The sequence below is a fragment of the Gemmatimonadales bacterium genome (assembly GCA_036500345.1).
GTDB lineage: Bacteria > Gemmatimonadota > Gemmatimonadetes > Gemmatimonadales > GWC2-71-9 > Palsa-1233.
Window position 1 is genome coordinate 45,116 of sequence record DASYCE010000002.1, and the last position, 20,624, is coordinate 65,739.

Annotated in this window: 15 protein-coding genes; 6 read left to right on the top strand and 9 right to left on the bottom strand. The window is 66.4% G+C overall.

The genetic code is table 11. The annotated features are described in order from the left end of the window. Positions 1 to 6 precede the first annotated feature (6 nt). Both VGM20_00675 and VGM20_00680 read left to right on the top strand, forming a co-directional pair. Positions 7 to 1,260 (top strand): MFS transporter, encoded by a 1,254-nt coding sequence (locus VGM20_00675; GenBank protein ID HEY4099369.1) that lies wholly within the window; start codon positions 7 to 9, stop codon positions 1,258 to 1,260. After that, positions 1,260 to 1,871, top strand: a complete 612-nt coding sequence (locus tag VGM20_00680; GenBank protein HEY4099370.1) for a cytidylate kinase-like family protein — start codon at positions 1,260 to 1,262, stop codon at positions 1,869 to 1,871. Before VGM20_00675 ends, VGM20_00680 begins: the two co-directional genes overlap by 1 nt. A gap of 6 nt (positions 1,872 to 1,877) precedes the next feature. On the opposite strand, the gene VGM20_00685 is transcribed toward VGM20_00680, so the two are convergent. Beyond that, positions 1,878 to 3,329 (bottom strand): magnesium chelatase, encoded by a 1,452-nt coding sequence (locus tag VGM20_00685; protein ID HEY4099371.1) that lies wholly within the window; start codon positions 3,327 to 3,329, stop codon positions 1,878 to 1,880. Positions 3,330 to 3,577: 248 nt separating this feature from the next. Here VGM20_00685 and VGM20_00690 point away from each other — a divergent pair, with 248 nt between their 5' ends. Next, the gene (locus VGM20_00690; protein ID HEY4099372.1) at positions 3,578 to 3,784 is read left to right on the top strand and encodes a hypothetical protein; all 207 of its coding nucleotides are present in this window, start codon (positions 3,578 to 3,580) and stop codon (positions 3,782 to 3,784) included. Between the two features lie 63 nt (positions 3,785 to 3,847). On the opposite strand, the gene VGM20_00695 is transcribed toward VGM20_00690, so the two are convergent. The 8 genes from VGM20_00695 to VGM20_00730 all read right to left on the bottom strand — a co-directional run bounded on the left by VGM20_00695 (position 3,848) and on the right by VGM20_00730 (position 13,023). Beyond that, positions 3,848 to 4,771 carry a hypothetical protein gene (locus VGM20_00695; GenBank protein HEY4099373.1) on the bottom strand — a complete coding sequence of 308 codons (924 nt, stop codon included), beginning with the start codon at positions 4,769 to 4,771 and terminating at the stop codon, positions 3,848 to 3,850. A 77-nt stretch (positions 4,772 to 4,848) separates the two neighbouring features. Further along, complete coding sequence (locus VGM20_00700) at positions 4,849 to 5,745, bottom strand: RNA polymerase sigma factor RpoD/SigA (GenBank protein HEY4099374.1); 897 nt, start codon at positions 5,743 to 5,745, stop codon at positions 4,849 to 4,851. A gap of 302 nt (positions 5,746 to 6,047) precedes the next feature. Continuing rightward, positions 6,048 to 7,094, bottom strand: a complete 1,047-nt coding sequence (gene aroB / locus VGM20_00705) for a 3-dehydroquinate synthase (GenBank protein HEY4099375.1) — start codon at positions 7,092 to 7,094, stop codon at positions 6,048 to 6,050. A gap of 11 nt (positions 7,095 to 7,105) precedes the next feature. After that, positions 7,106 to 7,657, bottom strand: a complete 552-nt coding sequence (locus VGM20_00710; protein ID HEY4099376.1) for a cob(I)yrinic acid a,c-diamide adenosyltransferase — start codon at positions 7,655 to 7,657, stop codon at positions 7,106 to 7,108. 54 nt (positions 7,658 to 7,711) lie between these two features. Then, positions 7,712 to 9,100: an FAD-dependent oxidoreductase gene (locus tag VGM20_00715; GenBank protein HEY4099377.1), complete on the bottom strand. Its 1,389-nt coding sequence runs from the start codon at positions 9,098 to 9,100 to the stop codon at positions 7,712 to 7,714. Positions 9,101 to 9,108: 8 nt separating this feature from the next. Next, on the bottom strand, positions 9,109 to 10,584 hold the full coding sequence (gene dacB, locus VGM20_00720) for a D-alanyl-D-alanine carboxypeptidase/D-alanyl-D-alanine-endopeptidase (GenBank protein HEY4099378.1): 1,476 nt from the start codon (positions 10,582 to 10,584) through the stop codon (positions 9,109 to 9,111). Beyond that, on the bottom strand, positions 10,577 to 11,497 hold the full coding sequence (locus tag VGM20_00725; protein HEY4099379.1) for an ABC transporter permease: 921 nt from the start codon (positions 11,495 to 11,497) through the stop codon (positions 10,577 to 10,579). The genes dacB and VGM20_00725 overlap by 8 nt, the downstream gene beginning before the upstream one ends. Beyond that, complete coding sequence (locus VGM20_00730; GenBank protein ID HEY4099380.1) at positions 11,494 to 13,023, bottom strand: ABC transporter substrate-binding protein; 1,530 nt, start codon at positions 13,021 to 13,023, stop codon at positions 11,494 to 11,496. The genes VGM20_00725 and VGM20_00730 overlap by 4 nt, the downstream gene beginning before the upstream one ends. Positions 13,024 to 13,080: 57 nt before the next feature. On the opposite strand from VGM20_00730, the gene VGM20_00735 reads away from it, so the two are divergent. From VGM20_00735 to VGM20_00745, 3 genes are read left to right on the top strand one after another with little or no spacing between them, the layout of a single operon-like run. Further along, complete coding sequence (locus VGM20_00735; protein ID HEY4099381.1) at positions 13,081 to 15,204, top strand: BamA/TamA family outer membrane protein; 2,124 nt, start codon at positions 13,081 to 13,083, stop codon at positions 15,202 to 15,204. Next, positions 15,204 to 19,673: a translocation/assembly module TamB domain-containing protein gene (locus VGM20_00740; protein ID HEY4099382.1), complete on the top strand. Its 4,470-nt coding sequence runs from the start codon at positions 15,204 to 15,206 to the stop codon at positions 19,671 to 19,673. The genes VGM20_00735 and VGM20_00740 overlap by 1 nt, the downstream gene beginning before the upstream one ends. Next, positions 19,674 to 20,579: a diacylglycerol kinase family protein gene (locus VGM20_00745; GenBank protein ID HEY4099383.1), complete on the top strand. Its 906-nt coding sequence runs from the start codon at positions 19,674 to 19,676 to the stop codon at positions 20,577 to 20,579. Positions 20,580 to 20,624 lie beyond the last annotated feature (45 nt).

Here is a 20,624-nt window from a genome sequence, read left to right on the forward strand (position 1 = left end):
CTGCACATGCGTTCCCCTTTAGCCGTAGCGCGCCAAGCCGTCGTCGGGATCGGTACCGGCGCGCTGCGCGGGCCGTTGCGTGCGCTGCAACACGCGGATTTTCGCCGGTTCCTTTCTGGCCAGGGGATTTCGCTGATCGGCACCTGGATGCAGTCGATCGCGGAGGGGTGGCTGGTGCTCGAACTGACCCACTCCGCGTTTGCCGTCGGGCTCACCACCACCTTCGCGACGCTGCCGATCCTCGCCCTCACCCTCTACGGCGGCGTCGTCGCCGACCGGGTCGACAAGCGACGCTTCGTCATGCTGCTGCAGACGATCATGCTGCTCGAAGCGACCACGATGGCGGTGCTCACGCTGACGCACCACATCACGGTGCACATGATCTGGGGACTGGCGGTGATCTTCGGATTCGCCACCGCGTTCGAGGTGCCGGCGCGGCAGGCGTTCCTGGTTGAGCTCGTCCCGGCGAACGACCTGGTCTCCGCCGCCGCCATAAATTCCACGACGTACAATCTCGCCCGCGTAGTCGGGCCCGCGATCGCCGGGATCATCGTGGCGATTGCCGGGCCCGGTGCGGCATTCGCCGTCAACGCGGCGAGCTACATCGCCGTGCTGATCGGTTTGTCACGGATCGAGAAGCAGTACATCCCCGCGGTGCACCAGGAGCGGCAGTCGGTCTTCACCGGCATGCGATTCATCGCGTCGCGCGAAGTACTGGCGGGACTGGCGTGTCAGATGGTGCTGCTCACCGTCTTCGCGGGAAGCTTCATCCCGATCCTTGCCGTCTATGCGCGACAGGTGCTCAAGGTCGGCGCGGCGGGATACGGGATGCTGACTTCTGCAGTCGGCGTCGGTGCGGCGATCGGCGCAATCGTGATCGGCGGGATGAGTGGATCGTTCTCGCGGCCCCGGATCGCCGTGGTGGCGGCCACGGCGCTCAGCACCACGGTGATTCTCCTGTCGCTGGTGCGCGATCCGACGCTGGCACTCGCGGTCCTGGCGTGCGCCGGTGCGGCCATGGCGAGTCAGGGGATCGTCACCGCGACAGGGCTGCAGCTCGCCGCCCCGGCGGAGCTTCGCGGACGGGTGATGGCAGTCTATTCGTTCGTCGTCCTCGGACTGGCGCCGATCGGCGCGTTCCAGGCCGGGTGGATCGCCGAACATTTCGGGGCGCCGGTGAGTATTGCCGTAAGCGGAACGATCTGTCTGATCGGCACCGCGATCCTTCGCAAGCGACTCTGGAACGGGAAGGAGGAGTAATGCTGCTGACCATCTCGCGGGAATTCGGCGCCGGAGGATCGGTCGTCGCGGAGACGGTGGCCCGCCGGCTGGGATGGAGCCTGGTCGACAACCAGCTGGTCGAGGAGATCGCCCGCCGTGCCGGGATGACCCCTGAGGAGGCGCAGTCGCGTGTCGAACGCGGGCCGACCTTCGTGGAGCGGGTTGCGCGCGCGCTGGCGGCTGCCACGCCCGAGGCGCTCACGCCGAGCAGCGTGCAGCCGCCCGAGCTCGAGGAGGCGCGCATCAAGCTGATCACCGAACAGGTCGTGTCGGAATCTGCGGATGGACACGCGGTGCTGGTTGGACGTGCGGCGAGTGCGGTGATCGGCCGCCGGGCCGATGCGTTGCACGTCAAGCTGGTCGGGACGCTGGAGTATCGGCGGCAGGTGGTCGCCGACCGCCTCGGCATTTCAATCGAACAGGCGGAACGGCAGGTGCGCGATGTCGACGCACACCGGACCGAGTATCACCGCAAATGGTACCAGCGCGACTGGCGCAACCCGCAGAACTATCATCTGGTGATCAACACCGGATGGGTCGGGCTTGACCGCGCCTCCGACCTGATCGTGGATCTCGTGACCGGACATTAGGTGCGGTCACGTTTCGTCGCCGTACCCCTTGCGACGCTGCGGCTTGGCCCGCTGCCATCCCGATTCCTCGTTGCGCGAGATCCGCTGATCGGCAACCAGCGCCTCGAGGATGAATTCACACGCCGCGACCGACAGCTCACGATCGTCCGGCGTTGCGAGCCGTGACTCCTCGACCAGTGCCATCAGCCCCGGGACGACGTTGAACGCGCGAGAGCTGGTTTCCGTCCGGTCATCCACGCCGATCTTGAGGGCGCCCCCCTGGTCAAACCAGGCGACGATCTCCTCGACGTCCGCATCGGGAACGCGGTCCGCGAACGCCGACCCCGCCGCCTCGCGGATCAATTCGCGGGCCACGGCATCGCTTCCCTGGAGCTCGCCTTCGTATTCCAGCTCCAGCTTCCCGGTGATCGCCGGAAGGCCGGCGTAGACATCGGCGACACGCGCCACGGTCCGTGCTGCCCGTTGATGCAGTGCGCGGCGCTCGGCGTTGCTCACCACGATTTCCATGAGCGAGATCGGCAGTCGCTGGCTCACCCCGGACCGCTTGTCGACGCGCTTGTCGCGGCGCGCTCCGACCGCAACGTGTTCGATCATCTCGGCGAGAAAGTCGGGGATGACGACGTCGATCCGACCGCGCGACGTCCACGCTTCCTGTCGGGTGATCGCCACGCCAAGGTCGGCGGTGCGGGGATAGTGGGTACGGATTTCGGAGCCAATCCGGTCCTTGAGCGGCGTGATGATCTTGCCGCGCGCGGTGTAGTCCTCGGGGTTCGCCGTGAATACGAGCAGCACATCGAGGGGCAGGCGGACGGGATAGCCTTTGATCTGAACGTCGCCCTCCTGCATGATATTGAAGAGGCCGACCTGGATCTTCCCCGACAGATCCGGAAGCTCGTTGATCGCGAAGATGCCGCGGTTGGCTCGGGGCAGCAGGCCGAAGTGCATCGTCAGCTCGTCGCCGAGCAAATGCCCGCCGCGCGCGGCTTTGATCGGATCGAGATCGCCGATCATGTCGGCGATGGTGACGTCGGGCGTGGCAAGTTTTTCGACGTAACGCTGATCGCGCGTCGCCCATGCGATTGGGGTTGCATCCCCACATTCGGCAATTCGCTCGCGCGCGAATTTTGAAATCGGTGCGAATGGATCGTCGTTGATCTCGCTTCCGGCGACGACCGGGATCGCATCATCGAGAAATGCGGTCAGCCCCCGGAGGATCCTGCTCTTCGCCTGCCCGCGGGTGCCGAGGAGGATGAAATCGTGCCGCGCCAGGAGCGCATTGATCATTTCGGGCTCGATCGTTCCCTCATAACCGAGCACGCCGGGGAAGAGCGGTTCGCCTGACTCGAGACGCGCGACCAGATTGGCTCGCAATTCATCCCGGACCGACCGATCACGAAGTGGGAATTCGCTCCACGCGCTCTGGGAGAGCTCGCCGAGCGTTCGAGGACGTGCTGGCATCGGAACTCCGAAGGACATTTCACACGGGTGACAATACGCGAGACAGGGACGTCACCATGGCGCGTTTATCGCACCCCGCAAGTTAGCCAGAGCGGGATCATGTGGCCGGAAGTCGAGGCAGGGAAGGAGGTTAGATGCTTGACAGCCCGCGTCCCATGCCTAACTTGTTCCCCGGTGCACTGGGCGACAGCGGCCGATACGCGGTACCGGCCTCGGTGACCAACGTCATCAAACCAAAGGGAGAGGCGATGCGGAAGGTACTGATTGCGGCGGCCGTCCTGGCTGTCGCGGCATGTGGGGAGAAGAAGCCGGCTGCTGGCGATACGACCAACACCATGGCCCCGTCGACGCCGGCGATGGCATCGGACTCGGCGAAGAAGGACACGACGATGAAGGATTCGATGAACAAGGTGATGGATACGACCCATAAGGACACCACCACCAAGAAGCCGTAATCGCCGTCGCTTTCCCGCTGCACCCTGACGCCCCGTGCCCCGATGGCTCGGGGCGTCGAGTATTCAGGCCACGGTACGTTCGAGTCCCTCGAACGGCAGCTCGACCACGTCCGCGGCCACGCCGCCTACCTGCACCACGTCGCCCGCGGCCACCTCGCGCCGCAGGACCGCAAGGGCGACCATCCGGTCGGCGATCCGGCCGATCGTACGCACCGTTCCCACCGGCTTGCCGTAGTGGCTTGCCATCCGATCCGCGGGAAGGGTCGTCCCGCCGAATAGCAGGCCTCGGAGCACCCGGTTGGCATGACCGCGAAAGTGAAGTCGCGCGACCGTCTCCTGGCCGGTATAACACCCCTTGTCGTACCGGACGCCGCCAAGTTCGTCGAACCGAACCTCCTGAGGCAGCGTGCGATCATCGATTTCGCGACCGAGCGTCGGCCACCCCATCAACAGCCGGGCGGCAGTCGCCCAGCCCGCCGGAGCGCTGGTCCAGCCATCAGCGGCGAGTTCGGCATCGATTGCCTGAGGGTCGTCGCCGACGGCGATTGCTGCAAAGGGTGCCGGACCGGCTGGCCGGAAAACCGGTCCAGACGACAATGCGGGCGCGTTGGAGCCATGCAGCCACCGCACCGTGACCGAGCCGGTGCGATCGGCGATCGTCGCGAGCCGAGGTGGCACCGTCCGGGCAAAGAGTTGCCCCATGGTCACCCGGGCCTGCGCCGGGACCAGCACCCACGCGGCATCGCCGTCGCGCAGAGTCCAGGCGTCGGAAATGATCATTCCCTTGGGCGTGAGGAATGCCCCCCACACCGCGGCGAGATTCGCCGCCTTGGCAACATCGTTGGTCAGGAGTCCTTGCAGGCAGTCGATCGCACCGCGGCCCTCGACGCGAAAGACCGCGTCATCAATCGCAACCGCGTGCCGCTCGCGCTGCAGGCCGGCGTGGTCGGCCGGGGAAAGGATGCAATCGGGCGCCGGCGAATCCATCGCCGAAAGCTAGGGGAGCAGCGGTCCAAACGAGAGCAGCGCTGCGCCCGAGCGCGCGCGCCCTCCGCGGTCCCGGATCAGGCGGCTCGAAACTGACCCAGGAACTCCACCTCGGGGCAGGCGCGCAACTTGGCAAAGGCGCGCTCGCGAAGCTGGCGGATCCGTTCGCGGGTGACGCCGAGGGTCTCGCCGATCTCTTCGAGCGTGAGTGCCTCACCGGTCGCATCGAGGCCGTAGTAGAGCGACAAGATGCGGCGCTCGCGCGGCGTGAGATAGCGGCGGAAGAGTCGATCGATGAAGTCGCGACGCAGGATCACGTCGGTGTTGCTCTCGATTTCACTCCCCTCGCCGACCGGTAGCCGCTCGCCGAGGGTCGCGGCTCGCGAATCTCCGGTCTCGATCGGCGCATCGAGCGACACCTCGGTGACGAAGAGCCGGCGCGCGTGGCGGACGTCGTCGAGCGGCATCCCAAGAGCGACGGAGAGCTCTTCATCGGTGGGCGTGCGCCCGAGTTCCTGGGCAAGGAGTCCCTGCGACTTGGCGAAGCGGACCACGGCTGTGTTCTGGTTGAGCGGGAATCGCACCGATCGCGTCTGCTCGGCGAGCGCCTTGAGCACCGCCTGACGTACCCACCAGACTGCGTACGAGATGAACTTCACACCGCGATCCGGATCGAACTTGCGCACCGCGCGGAGGAGCCCCTCGTTGCCGATCGCGACCAGGTCACTGAGGTCGAGTCCATGACCCTGGTATCGCTTCACGAAGGCGATCACGAAGCGGAGATTCGCCGTGACGAGTCGTTCCGCCGCATCGGGATCTCCGGTGCGGGCCCGCCGTGCCAGGGCGCGTTCTTCCTCCACGCTGCCGATCATCGGCAGGTCCTTGATGTCGCGCAGATACTGCTCGAACGACTCGGCTGCGGTCACCGGAATGGCGCGCGCGCGCTCCGGGGCTCGGCGAACTCGACGGGGCATCAGGGGCCCACTCTACGGCTGAGTTTTTGGGAGAGGATCGGGAGAACTACCGTCGCAAGATGGCAATGGCGCCGGAGTTGTCAAGAGCCGTAAATCCCTGTCCTCCAATGAGTTGCGGCTGAAAGTGTTGCACATTTCCAGCAACCTTCAACACCATTGTTTCCACACCAATGTGCACGGATACCACAACTCATTGGCGCTGCGCGCGCTGGAGCGATCGCGCTTCCGATCGCAATGTGTGTAACTGGACGATTGGGAAAGGTTTGGTGCTGAACTGTTCGACGACAAACTGATTCGAAATACTAGAGCAGCGATCTGACGAGTGAGAGATCGAGCGGAAGAGTCCAGCTATCATCGGTGCGCGCCATCGCACCGAAAGACGACAGCAATGCCGCGCGAACGGCGCCGTGGCGATTCTTCTTGTCAGCATGCATCGCACGGTCGACGGCGGCGTCATCGAGTTCCGATGGCGGCGCAACCGGAAGGCCGAGCCGGCCAAGAATTGCAGCGATTCGATCGGCGGTGCCGGCGACGGCAACCCCCATCCGTTCCGCAACGCGCGTTTCGACGACAAGGCCGATCGCAACCGCTTCGCCGTGCGGGATGGCATAACCGCTGGCGCGTTCGAGTGCGTGCGCGATGGTATGTCCCGCATTGAGGACCACCCGGCGATCACCTTCGCGCTCGTCTTCGCTCACGACGGCGGCCTTCAATTCGGCGCTGCGGTGAATCAGCCGCTCGAGTGTCGGGAGGTCACGCGCGAGAATCGCCGGCGCGTTCGACGCGATCCATTCCCCGTACTCGGCGTCGAGTGTCGCCCCGTGCTTGACCGCTTCGGCGAGTCCTTCGCGGTACGACCGGTCAGGGAGGGTGGCAAGGGCTGCGGGGTCGCACACGACGACCGATGGCGGATGAAACGCGCCGACGAGATTCTTGCCGTGCGCGGTATTGACGCCGGTCTTCCCGCCGACCGCAGCGTCCAGCATGCCAAGGGTGGTGGTAGGCGCCGCAATCCATGGGACTCCGCGAAGGAATGTGGCGGCGACGAAACCAGCGAGATCGGTGGTCACGCCACCGCCAACGGCAACGATGACGCAATGACGATCGCAGCCGGATGCGAGGAGCTGATCGGTGAGGGTCTGCCAGGTCTCGCGGGTCTTGTGTTCCTCTCCGGCCGGAAAGGTGAGCGTGGTCGCACCCTGCACGGGCGATGGGACGGTGCTCGCGACGTTGCTGTCACTGATCACGACCGGCCGCGCGCCGGGATGTCGTTCGACAAGGAGTGGGGCGATGTCGCCGAGCGCACCGGCGCGGACGATCACGGCGTAGCTACCGGTGGCGTGCCGCACGGAACACGGCGCTACCAGACGACATCTCCGGTACCGGCGCGCTGGTTCGCGACCCGCGCCAACGCGAAGAGCAGGTCGGACAGCCGGTTCAGGTAGACCAGGAAAAGGGGTGGCACGTCGTCTTCGCGGGCGAGCGCCACGACGCTCCGTTCCGCGCGGCGGCAGATCGCTCGCGCCAGGTGCAACGCGGCGGCCTTGGGCGAACCACCGGGGAGGACGAACGCCTTGAGCGGCGGAAGTTCTTCGTCCGCCGCGTCGATCGCGGCTTCGAACTCCGTAACGCGGTGGTCCGACAGCGTGGCGCGTTCGAGCGACTTGCGGACCTTGTCGGGATCGGGCGTCGCGAGGTGGCCGCCGATGGAAAAGAGGTCGCGCTGCACGGCTTCGAGGAGTTGGTCGGCGAGGTCGATCGGAGCACACGCTCGCGCCACGCCGATCGCCGAGTTCAGTTCATCGACGTCGCCGTAGGCGGCAACGCGCGGATGATCCTTCGGGACGCGTCCTCCGCCGAAGAGGCCGGTTTCGCCCGCGTCGCCGGTTCGCGTGTAGATCTTTGATGACACGACTGGAAGGTAACCGGGCGGCCAGCGCCGATCCCGGCGCGCGCGGGGGATCTGTCAGCGAGTGGCGCGCACCACGTCGAGCATCGCCTCGCGGTCGATGAACTTCTCGCGCGGGCGGCCCGCCGGTGCGCCGCGCGCGATCTCGGCGCGATCGATCGCCTGCCAGTCACTCCACGACACGACCTCGATCTCGCGGTCGGCAAGGAGTGCGTCGAACTCCGCGCCGTTGTTCTGCGAGGGCGAGAGGCGCCCCGACACGGCGTCGGCGAGGAGGTGGTCGACCGTCTCGGCGGCGCACGACTTGTTGGTGCCGATAATGCCGTGCGGGCCGCGCTTGATCCACCCTGTCACGTACAGGCCGCGTATCGCAGTGGCGCTCCCCGGTGCCTGCACCACCCGGCCACTGATGTTGGGGATTATCCCGCGGTCGGCGTCGAAGGGGAGTCCGGGAATCTCGATTCCGCGGTACCCGACCGATCGAAAGACGAGCCCGACCGGCAGGGTGATCATCTCGCCGGTCGGCTCCGCGCGCACCATCCCGTGGCGGTCGGCGACGAGGCGATTCTTGACGGCGCGGAGCTCCTCGACGCGGCCATCGCCGAGCAGTTCAACCGGCGACACGCAGAAATGGAAGACGATCCGCCGTGGCGCGCCGGTCGATCCGCGGGCCGCCCATTGGCGCAGGATCGCGACGTTGTTCTCCGCGGTGCGATCGTGATCTCGCGCGAGATGGTCGGCGCTGATCGGATCGAGCTCCACGTCGGCGGGATCGACGATGACATCGACCCCCTCGAGTTCGCCGAGTTCGCGAAGCTCGGGGGTGGTGCAGGCGGCCTGGACCGGCCCGCGGCGCGACAGGAGGTGCAGCGATTGCACCTGTCCGCGCCGGAACGCGTCGAGCGCGTGCACCGCGAGGTCCGTCGTTGACAGGTGGTCCGTCGATCGTGAGAGGATCCGGACCGCGTCCATCGCGACATTGCCGATTCCGACCACTGCCGCGCCCTGCTGGGAGAAATCGAATTGCCGGTCGGCGTAGTCGGGGTGCCCGTTGTACCACGCGACGAGTTCGGTTGCCGCGTGACTTCCGCGCAATGATTCGCCGGGGATGCCGAGATGGCGATCGGATTCCGCCCCGAACGCGTAGATCACGGCGTCATAGTGGGCGCGAAGTTCGGCCGGAGTGACGTCCTGGCCGACGGTCACGTTCCCGAAGAATCGAAACCCCGGTTGCGACGCGATCCGATCGAAGACCCGCGTCACCGACTTGATCTTGGGATGATCGGGTGCGACGCCGCCGCGCACCAGCCCAAACGGCGTGGGCAGTCGGTCGAAGAGGTCGATCTCGATGCCGGCGGCGCTCTTCTGCAGCGCTTCGGCCGCGTAGAAGCCGGCTGGTCCGGCACCGACGATGGCGACGCGAAGGGAGGCCGGGGGCATCGACATGCAGGAATCTAGGGCTTTGCCAGTTCACTCACCACGCTGTCGATCATCGCGATCATCCGATTCCCGCCGAGCGTGTGGTGATTGGCCATCACCGAAAAGACCAGCACCGGTGCGCCGGGACGTTCGATGAAACCACTCAGCGTATTGACGCCGCTGATCGACCCGGTCTTGGCGTGGACCGTCCCCGCTGCGGCTGTTCCGTTGAATCGCTCGCGCAGCGTCCCCGGCTTTCCGCTTTGCGGAAGCGCGGCATGGATCGCCTCGAAGCCGGGGTGGCGGTAGGCAAAGCGGAGCAGCTTGGTGAAGGCGAGCGGCGTGACATAGTTGTTTGCCGCGAGGCCGGAGCCGTCCTGAATGGAGAACTCCGTCGAGTCGATGCCGACCGAATCGATCAGGAACCGTCGCTCGATCCGGCGCCCCTCCTCCCACGACCCGGAAGTGCCGAACCGGCGCCCCACCTGTTTCATCAACATTTCGGCAAACCAGTTCTGCGATGGCGACAGGATCGGATAGAGCCAATCACGCAGCGGGCGCGACGTCACTTCGGCGAGGGGAGGTGTGGTGAGCGCGTTCTCGTAGGTCAGGGAGTCGATGGTCGAACGCACCGCGCCACGGACCGTGATTCCCGCTCCTTCGAGTTCGTGGCGGAAGGCGATCGCGGCATACCAGTTGGGGTCGACGACCGCCGCCGATTCGTATCGGGTCGCAGCGCCGGCGGGGAGCGTGCCGGTAGCGAAATAGCCCTTGCCGTCGGCGGCGCGGAAGATGTCGAACGTTCGCCGGGCGCCGCGTTCGACGTCGGCGCGATTCTCCAGCGAGAAGGCGCCGAGGTCCGGCGTCATGACCAACTGGGGAGGGTGACCGATCGCGTCGCCGGCTGTTTCGGCGAAATCGACCGAGTTGTCGTTGAAGCCGAGTCCGGAGACCGGTGCGGCATACCACCAGCCGAGATCGTAGTTCTCCCACGCAGGATGGATCACTTCGGGGGTGAAGTACGATCCGTCGCCAACCAGGTCTCCGGCGATCACCCGCACGCCGCGGTCGTGCAGTTGCTGGGCGAGCATGTGGAGCTTCGCCGCGGGATCGCGATCACAGACGCCGGGCTTTGTGGTGTCGGCATCGTAGCAGCGATGCGAAAATGTCGGGTCGCCGCGGCCGTAGAGAATCACATCGCCGTCCACGACACCGGAGGTACCGATCGGTCCCGTGGCATAGACGGAGGTCTTCACCGTGAACGATGGTCCGAGCAGCGAATTCGCCACCGTGCTGACGATCAGCTTCATGTTGCTCGCCGGGATCAGCAGGCGATCGGCGTTCCGTCCGTAGAGGAGATGACCGTCGAGATCGGTGACGGCAACGCCCCAGAGGAGGTGCTCGAGGCCGGGTGCATCGAGGCGCTGGTCGAGCCGTTCGCGAAGCGACTGCGCCGTGGCGCGGTGTACTGCGCACAGCATCGCCAGCACGGCAATCATCCGGCTAGTCATACGCGACGCGCGGATCTGCGGCTGCATAGCAAAGGTCCGTGACGAGGTTGGCGAGGACGAACACCAGCGAGAGGAAGAGAATGCTTCCCTGAACCGCCGGAAGATCACGCTTGTCGATCGCGGTCAGCACGTAGCGGCCGACCCCCGGCCACGAGAAGATGGTCTCGGTGAGGATCGAACCGGTCAGATACGATCCGAAGTCGAGGCCGATGACGGTGATGATCGGGAGCAACGCGTTGCGCAACGCATGCCGGACGATGACGGTGAGGTTGGATACTCCCTTGGCGCGGGCGGTTCGCACTGGATCGGCGCCGAGGGATTCGCGCATCGTGGCACGGGTCATCCGGGCGAGCATCGCGACGGAGCGCATGCCGAGCGCGGTGGCAGGCAGGACCAGGAAGAGTGTGCCGCCGTATCCCGACGGGGGCAACCAGCGTAACGCCACGGCGAAGACCAGAATCAGCAGCAGGCCGACCCAGTAGACCGGGAACGATATCCCGGCGTACGCGGCGAGCGTCATCACGCGGTCCGTTGCCGATCCGGGGCGCACCGCGCCGATCGCGCCGATCAGAAGTCCGAGCACGATGGCCCCGGCCATTGCCGTGGCCGCGAGCCGCAGCGTGGCCGGGAAGCGTCGCAGCAGTTCGCGGCCGATCGGGCGGCCGGTGACATAGCTGTGCCCGAGATTCCCCGTCGCGACATCGGCGACGTAGTGCCCGAATCGGAGATAGAGTGGATCGTCGAGATGGAGTTGCTTCCGGACCCGGGCCACTTCGGCGCTGTCGGCGTGATCTCCCACGATCGCGCTGACCGGATCGCCGGGGGAGAGATCGAGGAGAATGAACGTCACGGCGAGCACGCCGAGGAGCGTGGGAAGGAGGAGGCCAAGGCGGAGGGCGATGTAGCGGATCATCGGGAGATCGACACCCTGGTCCAGTTCTGGCCGGTAATCACCAGCGGGTACTTCCAGCCATGCACTTCAGGCCGCTCGGCCCACAGATCATCAGGAAACCAGCAGAAGATCCACGGAGCGAGGTCGAAGACACGGGTGTCGATCGTCCGAAGGAGCGCCGACTTGGCCGCGGTGTCGGTGGTGGTACGGGCGGTGATCAGCATCGAGTCGAGCTGGGGATCGTGCAGGAAGGCGTAGTTGCCGCCGGTGCCGGCATTCCCCGAGTAGAAGAGCGGATAGGTGAAGTCTTCGCCGTCGGGATAGTCGGCGAACCAGTCGGAGAGGAAGAGATCGGTGTTGCCCTTGCGCGCCGCGGCGCGGGCGGTGGCGGCGTCGCGCTCGATGATGTCGACTGTCACGCCGACGCGCCCGAGGTCTGCCTGGATCGCCTGCGCGATGCGCGCAAACTCGGCGCGCGGTGTGCGCCACAACTCAAGGTGGAGGTCGGTGGCGTGCCCCGCGGCTGCGAGGAGGCGACGCGCCAGGGCGGGATCATACGAATACCGTGCGCGGGCGGAATCGTATCCGGCGAGCCCCGGCGGAATACTTCCGGCGGCGAGCACGCCGCGATTGTGCATCACCTGCGCCAGGATCGCCGGCATGTTGACCGCATGGTTCAGCGCCTGCCGCACGCGAACATCGGCGAGCGCACCGCGCCGTGTGTTGATCGCAACGTACCAGTCGCGAATCGCGGTGCGGTGCTGCAGTTCGGTGCCGTGCAATCGTTGCCACCGTTCGGTTTCGCCGCCCGGGACCTCGACCACCGACAGTCGCCCCGACTCATACTCGGCGCCCTGCGTGAAGACCTCGGGGATGATCCGCACGCGGAGCGTGTCGGCAAGTGCGCGCGTTCCCCACCAATGATCGTTGCGCGCGAAGACCAGCAGATCGTCGTGCGACCACGAGACGAGCGTCCACGGGCCGCTGCCGACCGGATGCTCACCAAAATCGTCGCCGACCGGCGTCGGGACGATCGCGGCGACCGGCATCGCGAGGAGTTCGGGGAAGATGTTGAGCGGCTCGATGAGCGTGAACGCGATGGTGGTGTCATCGACGATCGTGAGGCCGCGCAACGCCGTCGTGCCGGAATCGACCACTGCCTCCGCGCCGTCGATCGGCAGCAACGGCCAGACGCGCCCGCCGTGATTCGCCATCTGAAGCGCCCGAACCATCGAGGCATCGATCGCGGCCGGATCGAGGGCACGGCCATTGGCGAAGGTGACCCCGGGGCGGAGATGAAATGTCCAGGTCCGGCCGTCGGCAGACGGCGACCAGGCAGTGGCGAGGCCGGGCACCAGGTGTCCGTCGGGGTCGAACTCGGTGAGGTTGTCGAAGAGAAGTGTGACGGCTTCGCCGGTCGGAACGTCTGTGGACAATGCCGGGTCGAGCGACCGCGGGTCGCTGTTCCAGTAGTACTTGAGTCCCGGCGGAATCCCGCTGCTGCAGCCGAGGGCGAGGCAAGCCAGCACTAGAACGGGGCAGCGCATCGAGCTCCGGCGGGGCGGCAGGTTGGCGTAACCCCTTCAAGAAACCAGATTTAGAGGATGCGGTCAATCGCGACCTTTTTCCGTCGATCGAATCCGGTACGTGAGCGCCGACTCATGGCGCTGGCGGCTGTCGTTCTGGCCGCGGCAGTCGCGAAGCCGGCGTCGGCGCAGCTGGTCGAACCGGTGGTCCGGTCGGTGCGCTTCACTGGCAATCACGATGTCGACCCCGACTTGCTCGCGGCGTCGATCGCGACGACGGAGTCGACCTTCTTTGCCCGTGTCTGGTGGCTTCGGTGGATCGGCCTTGGCCAGAAGCGGACCTTCAACCCGGTGGAATTCGCCACCGACCTGCAGCGGGTCCGCATCGTAATGGTGCGCAGCGGCTATCCCGATGTGAAGGTCGACACGGTGGTGAAGCGCTCACCGGGGGCGGTCGATGTCACCTTCAAGATCACCGAGGGGACGCCGAACCGCCTCGCGACGCTGGAGATCACCGGCCTCGATTCGGTCGACAACGCCTGGCGGTACCGACAGGACCTTCCGATCATTACCGGCGATGTGGCGAGCGATCTCAAGCTGCACGAGACCGCCGACACGCTGACGATGCGGTTGCGCAATCACGGTTATCCGGCGGCGATCGTCGCCGTCGACGAGTCGGGAGGCGCCGACAAGACCAACGCGATCCTGCGGGTGCAGACCGGCCCGTTCGCGCGGTTCGGTCCGATTCACGTCACCGCGCCGCCGCCGATGGATACGGCATTCGTCGCGTCGCTGGTCACCGCGCGGCCCGGCAACGAGTATCGCTGGAGCGACCTGCTCCAATCGCAACGGGCACTCTACGTCTCCGACCTCTTCCGCGCCGCGGCGGTGGGGATCGACACCGCCCACTACAACCTGCAGGACACGATCGTCCCGCTTGCTGTGGCGGTGCAGCCGAACTTCGGTCATCGGGTGAAGGCATCTGCGGGATACGGCACAGATGACTGCATTCGCGTCGGCACCGGATGGACGGCGCGGAACTTTCCCGGGACCGGGCTGGTCTTCGACGTGACGGGACAGCTCTCCAAGATCGGCGTCGGCTCGCCGCTCGGCTTCGGCCTGGATCGCAGTCTCTGCCGCTCGCTGGCCAACGATTCGATCGGCTCACGCGTCGCCAACTACGGACTCAACGCGTCGCTCCGGCGGAACGCGTTCCTCTCAGCGGCCAACGCGCTCACCTTTTCGGTCTTCGCCACACGGCACAGCGAGTTCGAGGTCTATCGCCGCCAGGAAGTCGGCACCTCGGTGTCGCTGACGCGGGTGACCGCGATCGACGTCCCGATCACGGTGACCTATCGCATTGCCGACGGCACCACCACGGCCGATCCGGCGTCGTTCTGCGCCTTCTTCAATACCTGTGACGCACGCGACATCGCACAACTGCAGCAGCGCCAGGTGCAGGGGACGCTGTCGTTGAGTGCCACGCGGCAACGGCTCAACAATCCCATCGATCCGCTCCGGGGCTCGGTCCTGTCGGCATCGATCACCACATCGGCGCGGTGGCTCGGGTCGTCGGCGACCCAGCAATTCACCCGGCTGGTCGGCGACGCATCGGGGTTCCTTCCGCTCACGCGCAACATCGTGCTCGCGGGACATCTCCGCGGCGGGATCATCGTCTCCCCGCGAGTGAGCATCGACAGTTCGGCGGGGAACTTCGTCCCGCCCGACCAGCGGTTCTACGCCGGCGGTGCGTACGATGTCCGCGGTTACGACCAGAATGAACTCGGCCCATTGGTCTACGTGGTGCCCTCGGATTCGGTCGCCTCGAACGGCACCTTTTCGCAGACGGCGGTGCGGGTCGCTCCCACCGGCGGAACACGGGTGGGGATCGGCAACCTCGAATTGCGCCTTCCGACGCCGTTCTTTGCCGGGCGGCTGCGCTTCGCGCTGTTCGTCGATGCCGGCGCGCTCTGGAATGATGCCGGGCCGGCGCCGATCAGGGTTACCCCGGGCGCGGGGCTGCGGTACACGTCGCCGCTCGGCCCGATCCGTCTCGATCTCGGCTACAACAAATACCCGCTCGAAGCCGGGCCGATCTATTCGATCAGCACCGACGGGTCGCTGACGCTGCTGCGCGACGGGTTCGTCAAGGCGAGTACCAGCAAGTGGACGCTGCACGTGTCGATCGGGCAGGCGTTCTGATGCAGACCGTCCTGTGGATCGCCCTGGTGCTCGCGGCCCTCATCGCGCTGGACTGGACCGGCGTCCTGCCGCGCGCGGTCCGGCGCGTCGTGCTGACGATCATCGGGCTGATCCTCCTGTTGATTCCGGCCGCGCTCGGCACCTTCGCCTCGCTGGTGCTCACCGTACCGGGACATGCGCTGCTGGCGCGGATCGCTTCTGATCGCATCACGGGCGCGGTGGCGGGAAGCGTGGCGATCGGTGGATTGCGCGGCAACCTCTGGAATCATGTCGAACTCGACCAGCTGGTGGTGCGCGACAAACAGGGTGGCGTGGTGCTGAGCACGCCGCGGCTCGATGTGAGCTACATCCTGCCGGAGCTGCTCGCGAATCGTCTGGTCTTTCGCGATGTGCGCAGCGACTCGCTGGTGCTGCATCTGGTCCGACTTCGCGCCGGGCGATGGAATTACGAAGAGGTCTTCCACCTCGGCGAGGGAACGGCGAACGGCGGACCGCCGCCGCTGGTGTCGATCGTGGGGCTGCATGTGACGCACAGTGCGCTGCAGGTGGACGTCCCGACGACTCCGGGGCGGCCGCGCCAGCCTGCGTCACGCAATGCGCGGCTTCCGGATCAGCCGAGGATCGACACGACCGCCGATGGACCGGTGCGCGTGTATGCGGCCACCGAACTCAGCACCGACATCCGCCTGCTGCGCATCTCGACGCCGAGCCACGATCCGCTCCTCGTATCGATTGACGCATTGCAGACCCATCTCAACGATCCCCGGATCACGATTTCGCAGTTCGCGGGGCAGATCGTCACTGCCCACGACACCCTGCATTTCACCATCGACAGCGCCGCGATGCCGTCGTCGCGATTGAGCGGCGGCGGCGCGGTACGCTGGCCGCACGATACGATCCTCTACGATTTCGCGCTGGACGCCCCGCACGTCGCGCTGCGCGACCTGCGATGGATCCAGCCCGATTTCCCTGATTGGGAGGGACGCGGGCACGTCGTGGCGCGTTCGGTCAGCGGATCGCGCAACGACTTCATCCTCGAGCATCTCGCGCTCGGCGACGGCACGGCGAGCATCGCAGGCAAGGTGACGGTGATCACCGACAACAATCGCGGGCTCGGAGTGCACGGTCTCGATCTTCAGCTGGTGCACACGCCGATCGACCTGCTGCGGCCGTATCTCGACACCCTTCCGGTGTCGGGCGGGCTCACCGGACATCTCACCGGCGAAGGATTCCTCGACGGGCTGCAACTTGCCGGCAACGTCGTCTTTGCCGACCGGATGGTACCGGGAGCGCCCACGTCGAATCTCGACATCGACGGCGTGATTCACTTTGGGGGCACGCCGGGAGCGGTGTTCGACCGTTTCCAGCTGCAGCGCTCGACCCTCGCCCTGGGCACGGTACACCGACTCGTTCCGTCGCTGCTGGTGACCGGCACATTGGGGTTGAACGGCACGCTCAACGGACCGTGGCAGAACGCCGAGTTCGTCGGGACAGTGGAGCACACCGCGCCCGATGGGGCGCTCTCCCGGATGACCGGCAAGGTGCGGCTCGACACCCGGGCCGCGGTGCTCGGCCTCGTCCTCGATGCCGACTTCGATCCACTGTCGTTCGACGCGTTGCGCAGCGGGTATCCGAACCTCAGCAGCCGCGGCACGTTGACCGGCCACGTGACCGCCGATGGCAACCTCGACGAGCTCAACATCGATGCCAACCTGCGCGGTGAAGTGGGAAGCTTTCACGCGACGGGGCGGATCACGGTCGATGCGCCGCGATTCGGCGCCGAGTCGCTGGTGGTCGACATGGACCGGCTCGACGTCGGCGCGCTCCTCGGCACCGATCTCTCGACCGCGCTCAGCGGGCGCGTGACGGTGCAGGGGAACATCGATACCGGTGCAGCACCGCAAGGAACGCTCGACCTGGCGTTTGACCGATCGCGAATCGGGGGCGCCACCGTTGATGCGGTCACCGGTGTGGTGCACGCCGACCATGGATTGCTCACCGTCGATACCGGGACGGTGATCTGGAGCGCGGGGCGGGTCGACGCGCGCGGCACGCTGGGGTGGGCGGCGCCCGATTCGGGGACGTTGATCGTGGCGGCCGCCGCGACCTCACTGCAGCCGTTCGATTCCCTGGTCCGTGCCGCGACCGGCGTGGCCGGCGACTCGATTCATCCGCACGTTTTCGACGGTCAGGCGACGGCATCGCTGCAGGTCTCCGGTGCGCTGAATGACGCACTGATCACCGGCACCGTGAACGCCAGCAACGTGATCCTGGATGCGTGGCACGCCGCGCAGGTGAACGCAACGCTGCGCGCCGATTCGATGGGGGCGCGCGGGATCGAGATCGCCGCCACCGCCGACACCGTCGGCAACGGCGCACACGTCGCGGATCAGATGCATGCGACGATCGCCGGGCGATCCGATTCGCTCCGGATCGCCGGCGGGATCAACATGATGGCGATGACGGTCGGCGGCGGCGGCCTCTGGCAGCGCAGTCCGGAGCGAACCCGGATCCATCTCGACTCGCTGTCGCTGGGATTCCCGCACCAGCAATGGCAGCTCGCTCGCCCGACCGAGATCACGATGGCGCAGGGCCAGGTCACATTGCGCGACACGGTCCGACTCAAGAGCGCTGACGGCAGCGGGGAGATTCGGGTGAGTGGCGTCGTCCCGGGAGATGCTCCGGGGAAGCTCGATGCCAGCGCGACCGGGTTCTCGCTGCTCGATGTCTTTGGCGTGCTCGATCGCGACACGACCGCGTTCGACGGGATCGCTTCGTTTGATTTCCACCTCGCCGGGACGCGTGACGCGCCGACGTTCAACGGCAATGCGTCGGTTGTCGGCGCGGTGCTCGGCGACGCGCAGTTCCCGGCGGCGCAGGCGACCTTCACATACGGCGGCGAACGGCTGCATTCGGATCTTTCGCTCTGGCGCGCCGGACAGAAAGTGCTCGACGGCACCGTGACGCTGCCGCTCGACCTGGCGCTGGCGAGCCGGACCACTCGGCGCGTCCCGGGAACGCTCGACATTCGCGGGACCGCCGACTCGGTCGACCTGGTCGTGCTGGCCGCGTTGATCCCGACGATTCGCGACCCGACCGGTCAGCTGTCGTTCCATCTCACCGGCAGCGGCACGTGGGATGCGCCGAAACTCGCCGGCACCTTCGCGATTCATGACGGCGCACTCGGCGTCCCGTCGCTGCGGGTGCGGTACGGCCCGATCAACGGGCGGGCACGCTTCGTCGCGGACTCGCTGGTGATCGACACGCTGCAGGTGCAGAACGGCGACGGGGAGCTCGACGTCAACGGCGGCGTCCGGCTGGAACACCTCACCAAGCCGACGCTCGACCTGAACATTCGCGCCCGGAGCTTTCTCGCGATCGACGTCCCGGGCGACATGACGCTCCGCGGCACCGGCAACATGCGCTTGAGCGGGCCGATGCTCCAGCCGACATTGACCGGCAGCCAGGTCATCCTGACGCGCAGCGTCGTTTACTTTACCGACATCCTCACCAAGACCATCGTCGATCTCGAGGACCCGGAAAACGCGGCGCTGGTCGATACCGCGGCGATCCGGCGCCAGGGCCTCGGGAATCAGTTTTCGATCCGATTCCTCGATTCGCTCAATATCAATGCGCTGCCGCTGCGGATCGGCAGCGATGTCTGGCTCCGCTCCAATGAGGCGAACATCCAGCTGGAAGGGAATCTGACCGTCGACAAGGACCGCAAGGTGTACGGTCTCACCGGCCTCGTGAACGCGCCGCGCGGCACCTATACGCTCCAGGTGGGACCGATCTTCAAGGATTTCTCGGTCGACCAGGGGACGATCCAGTACTACGGCACGCCGGACCTCAATCCCGACATCAACATCAAGGCGCACCATCAGGTTCGCACCATCGACGGCGACGACTTCAACGTGGTCGCGACGATCACCGGGACGATCAAGGAGCCGAAGGTGACGCTCGACGCGCCAGGGCGAAACCTCACCGATCGCGATCTCGTGTCGTACGTGCTGTTCGGCCGATCGGAATTCCAGTTGACCGGTGCCCAGCAAGGGAACCAGCTCGGCTCGCTCAATACGTCGATCTCCCTCGCGCTCGGCGCGCTCGCGAATCAATTCCAGCAGACGCTGATCAGTAGCGGCCTCCCGGTGAGCACCTTCACCTTCCGGCCGGGGATCACGCCGGGAGCGGTCGCCTCGGGGTCGTCAGTGACGCAGCTTGCGGCGGGGTGGCAGTTCGGTCCGCGGTGGTTCGTGACCTTCGACGCCGGCGTCTGCTTCGGATCGTCCGCCTCGCTGCAGCAGCGCAACTTCGGGGCATCGATCGACTATCGGATCACGCGACAGGTCCGGTTCCAGGCGGCGGCGGAGCCGGTCCAGACCTGTAACGGCAACCGTGCAGTCGACGTATTCACCCGGCTCGACCGCTACCAGCTTGGCGGTGATTTTCTCTGGCAGCGGGACTACTGAGTGGCCCGTGTTCTCCTGATCTTCAATCCAGCAGCATCCCGGACGCACGACGGCATGGTGCGCGATATCGAACGGGTCTTCACCGGCCGGGGGTGGAAGGCGGAATCGGTGGCGACGTCGGGGCACGGCGATGCACGAGCGCTGGCGGCGTACGGCGTCGAGCAGGGGGTCGATGTCGTGGTGACGCTCGGTGGCGACGGCACCGTGATGCAGGCCGCCTCCGCACTGGTCGGGAAGGAGATTCCGCTGGGCATCCTCCCCGGCGGCACGGGGAACCAGCTCGCGGGGAATCTGCGCCTCTCGTTCAACCCGATTCGCGCTGCAGCTGCGCTGATCGACGGCGAAGCGCGCGGATTCGATCTCGGGCGGCTCGAACGGTCCGGTGAGTCACTCTACTTTGCGGTGGCTGGGGGCGCCGGCCTCGACGCGCGAGTGATGGCCGACACCGCGCCGCGCCACAAGCGGAAGTGGGGGACGATGGCATACGTCGCCACGACCCTGCGGCTCCTCCCCGAGGTCGCCTGCGTGCCGTTCGTCGTCGACGCCGACGGCGTGGTGCAGGAATTCGAGGCGGCGATGGTGCTGATCGCCAACTGTGGCGAGATCATCCCGCCGCTGATCAAGCTCGGCCAGGACGTGACGCCGTACGACGGAATGCTCGATGTGATTGCGCTCAAGGCGAGATCGCTCGGGACCGGGATCCGTGCGGTCTGGGATGTGGTGCGCGAGGCACAGGGGACGTACGGAGAGGACGTTTTTGCCGCCCGGGTTCGCGGCAGCCAGATCACCATCCGGACGCCGGACGGGCCGCAGCCGGCGCAGGTGGACGGTGAGTCGGTGGGGGATACCCCGCTCACGGTGACCGCCATGCCCGGCGCGATCCAGCTGATTCATCCCCGGGGGTAGCGGCCCCGGGCGGACCGAGGCATACTGGCTGATACCACCGGATCA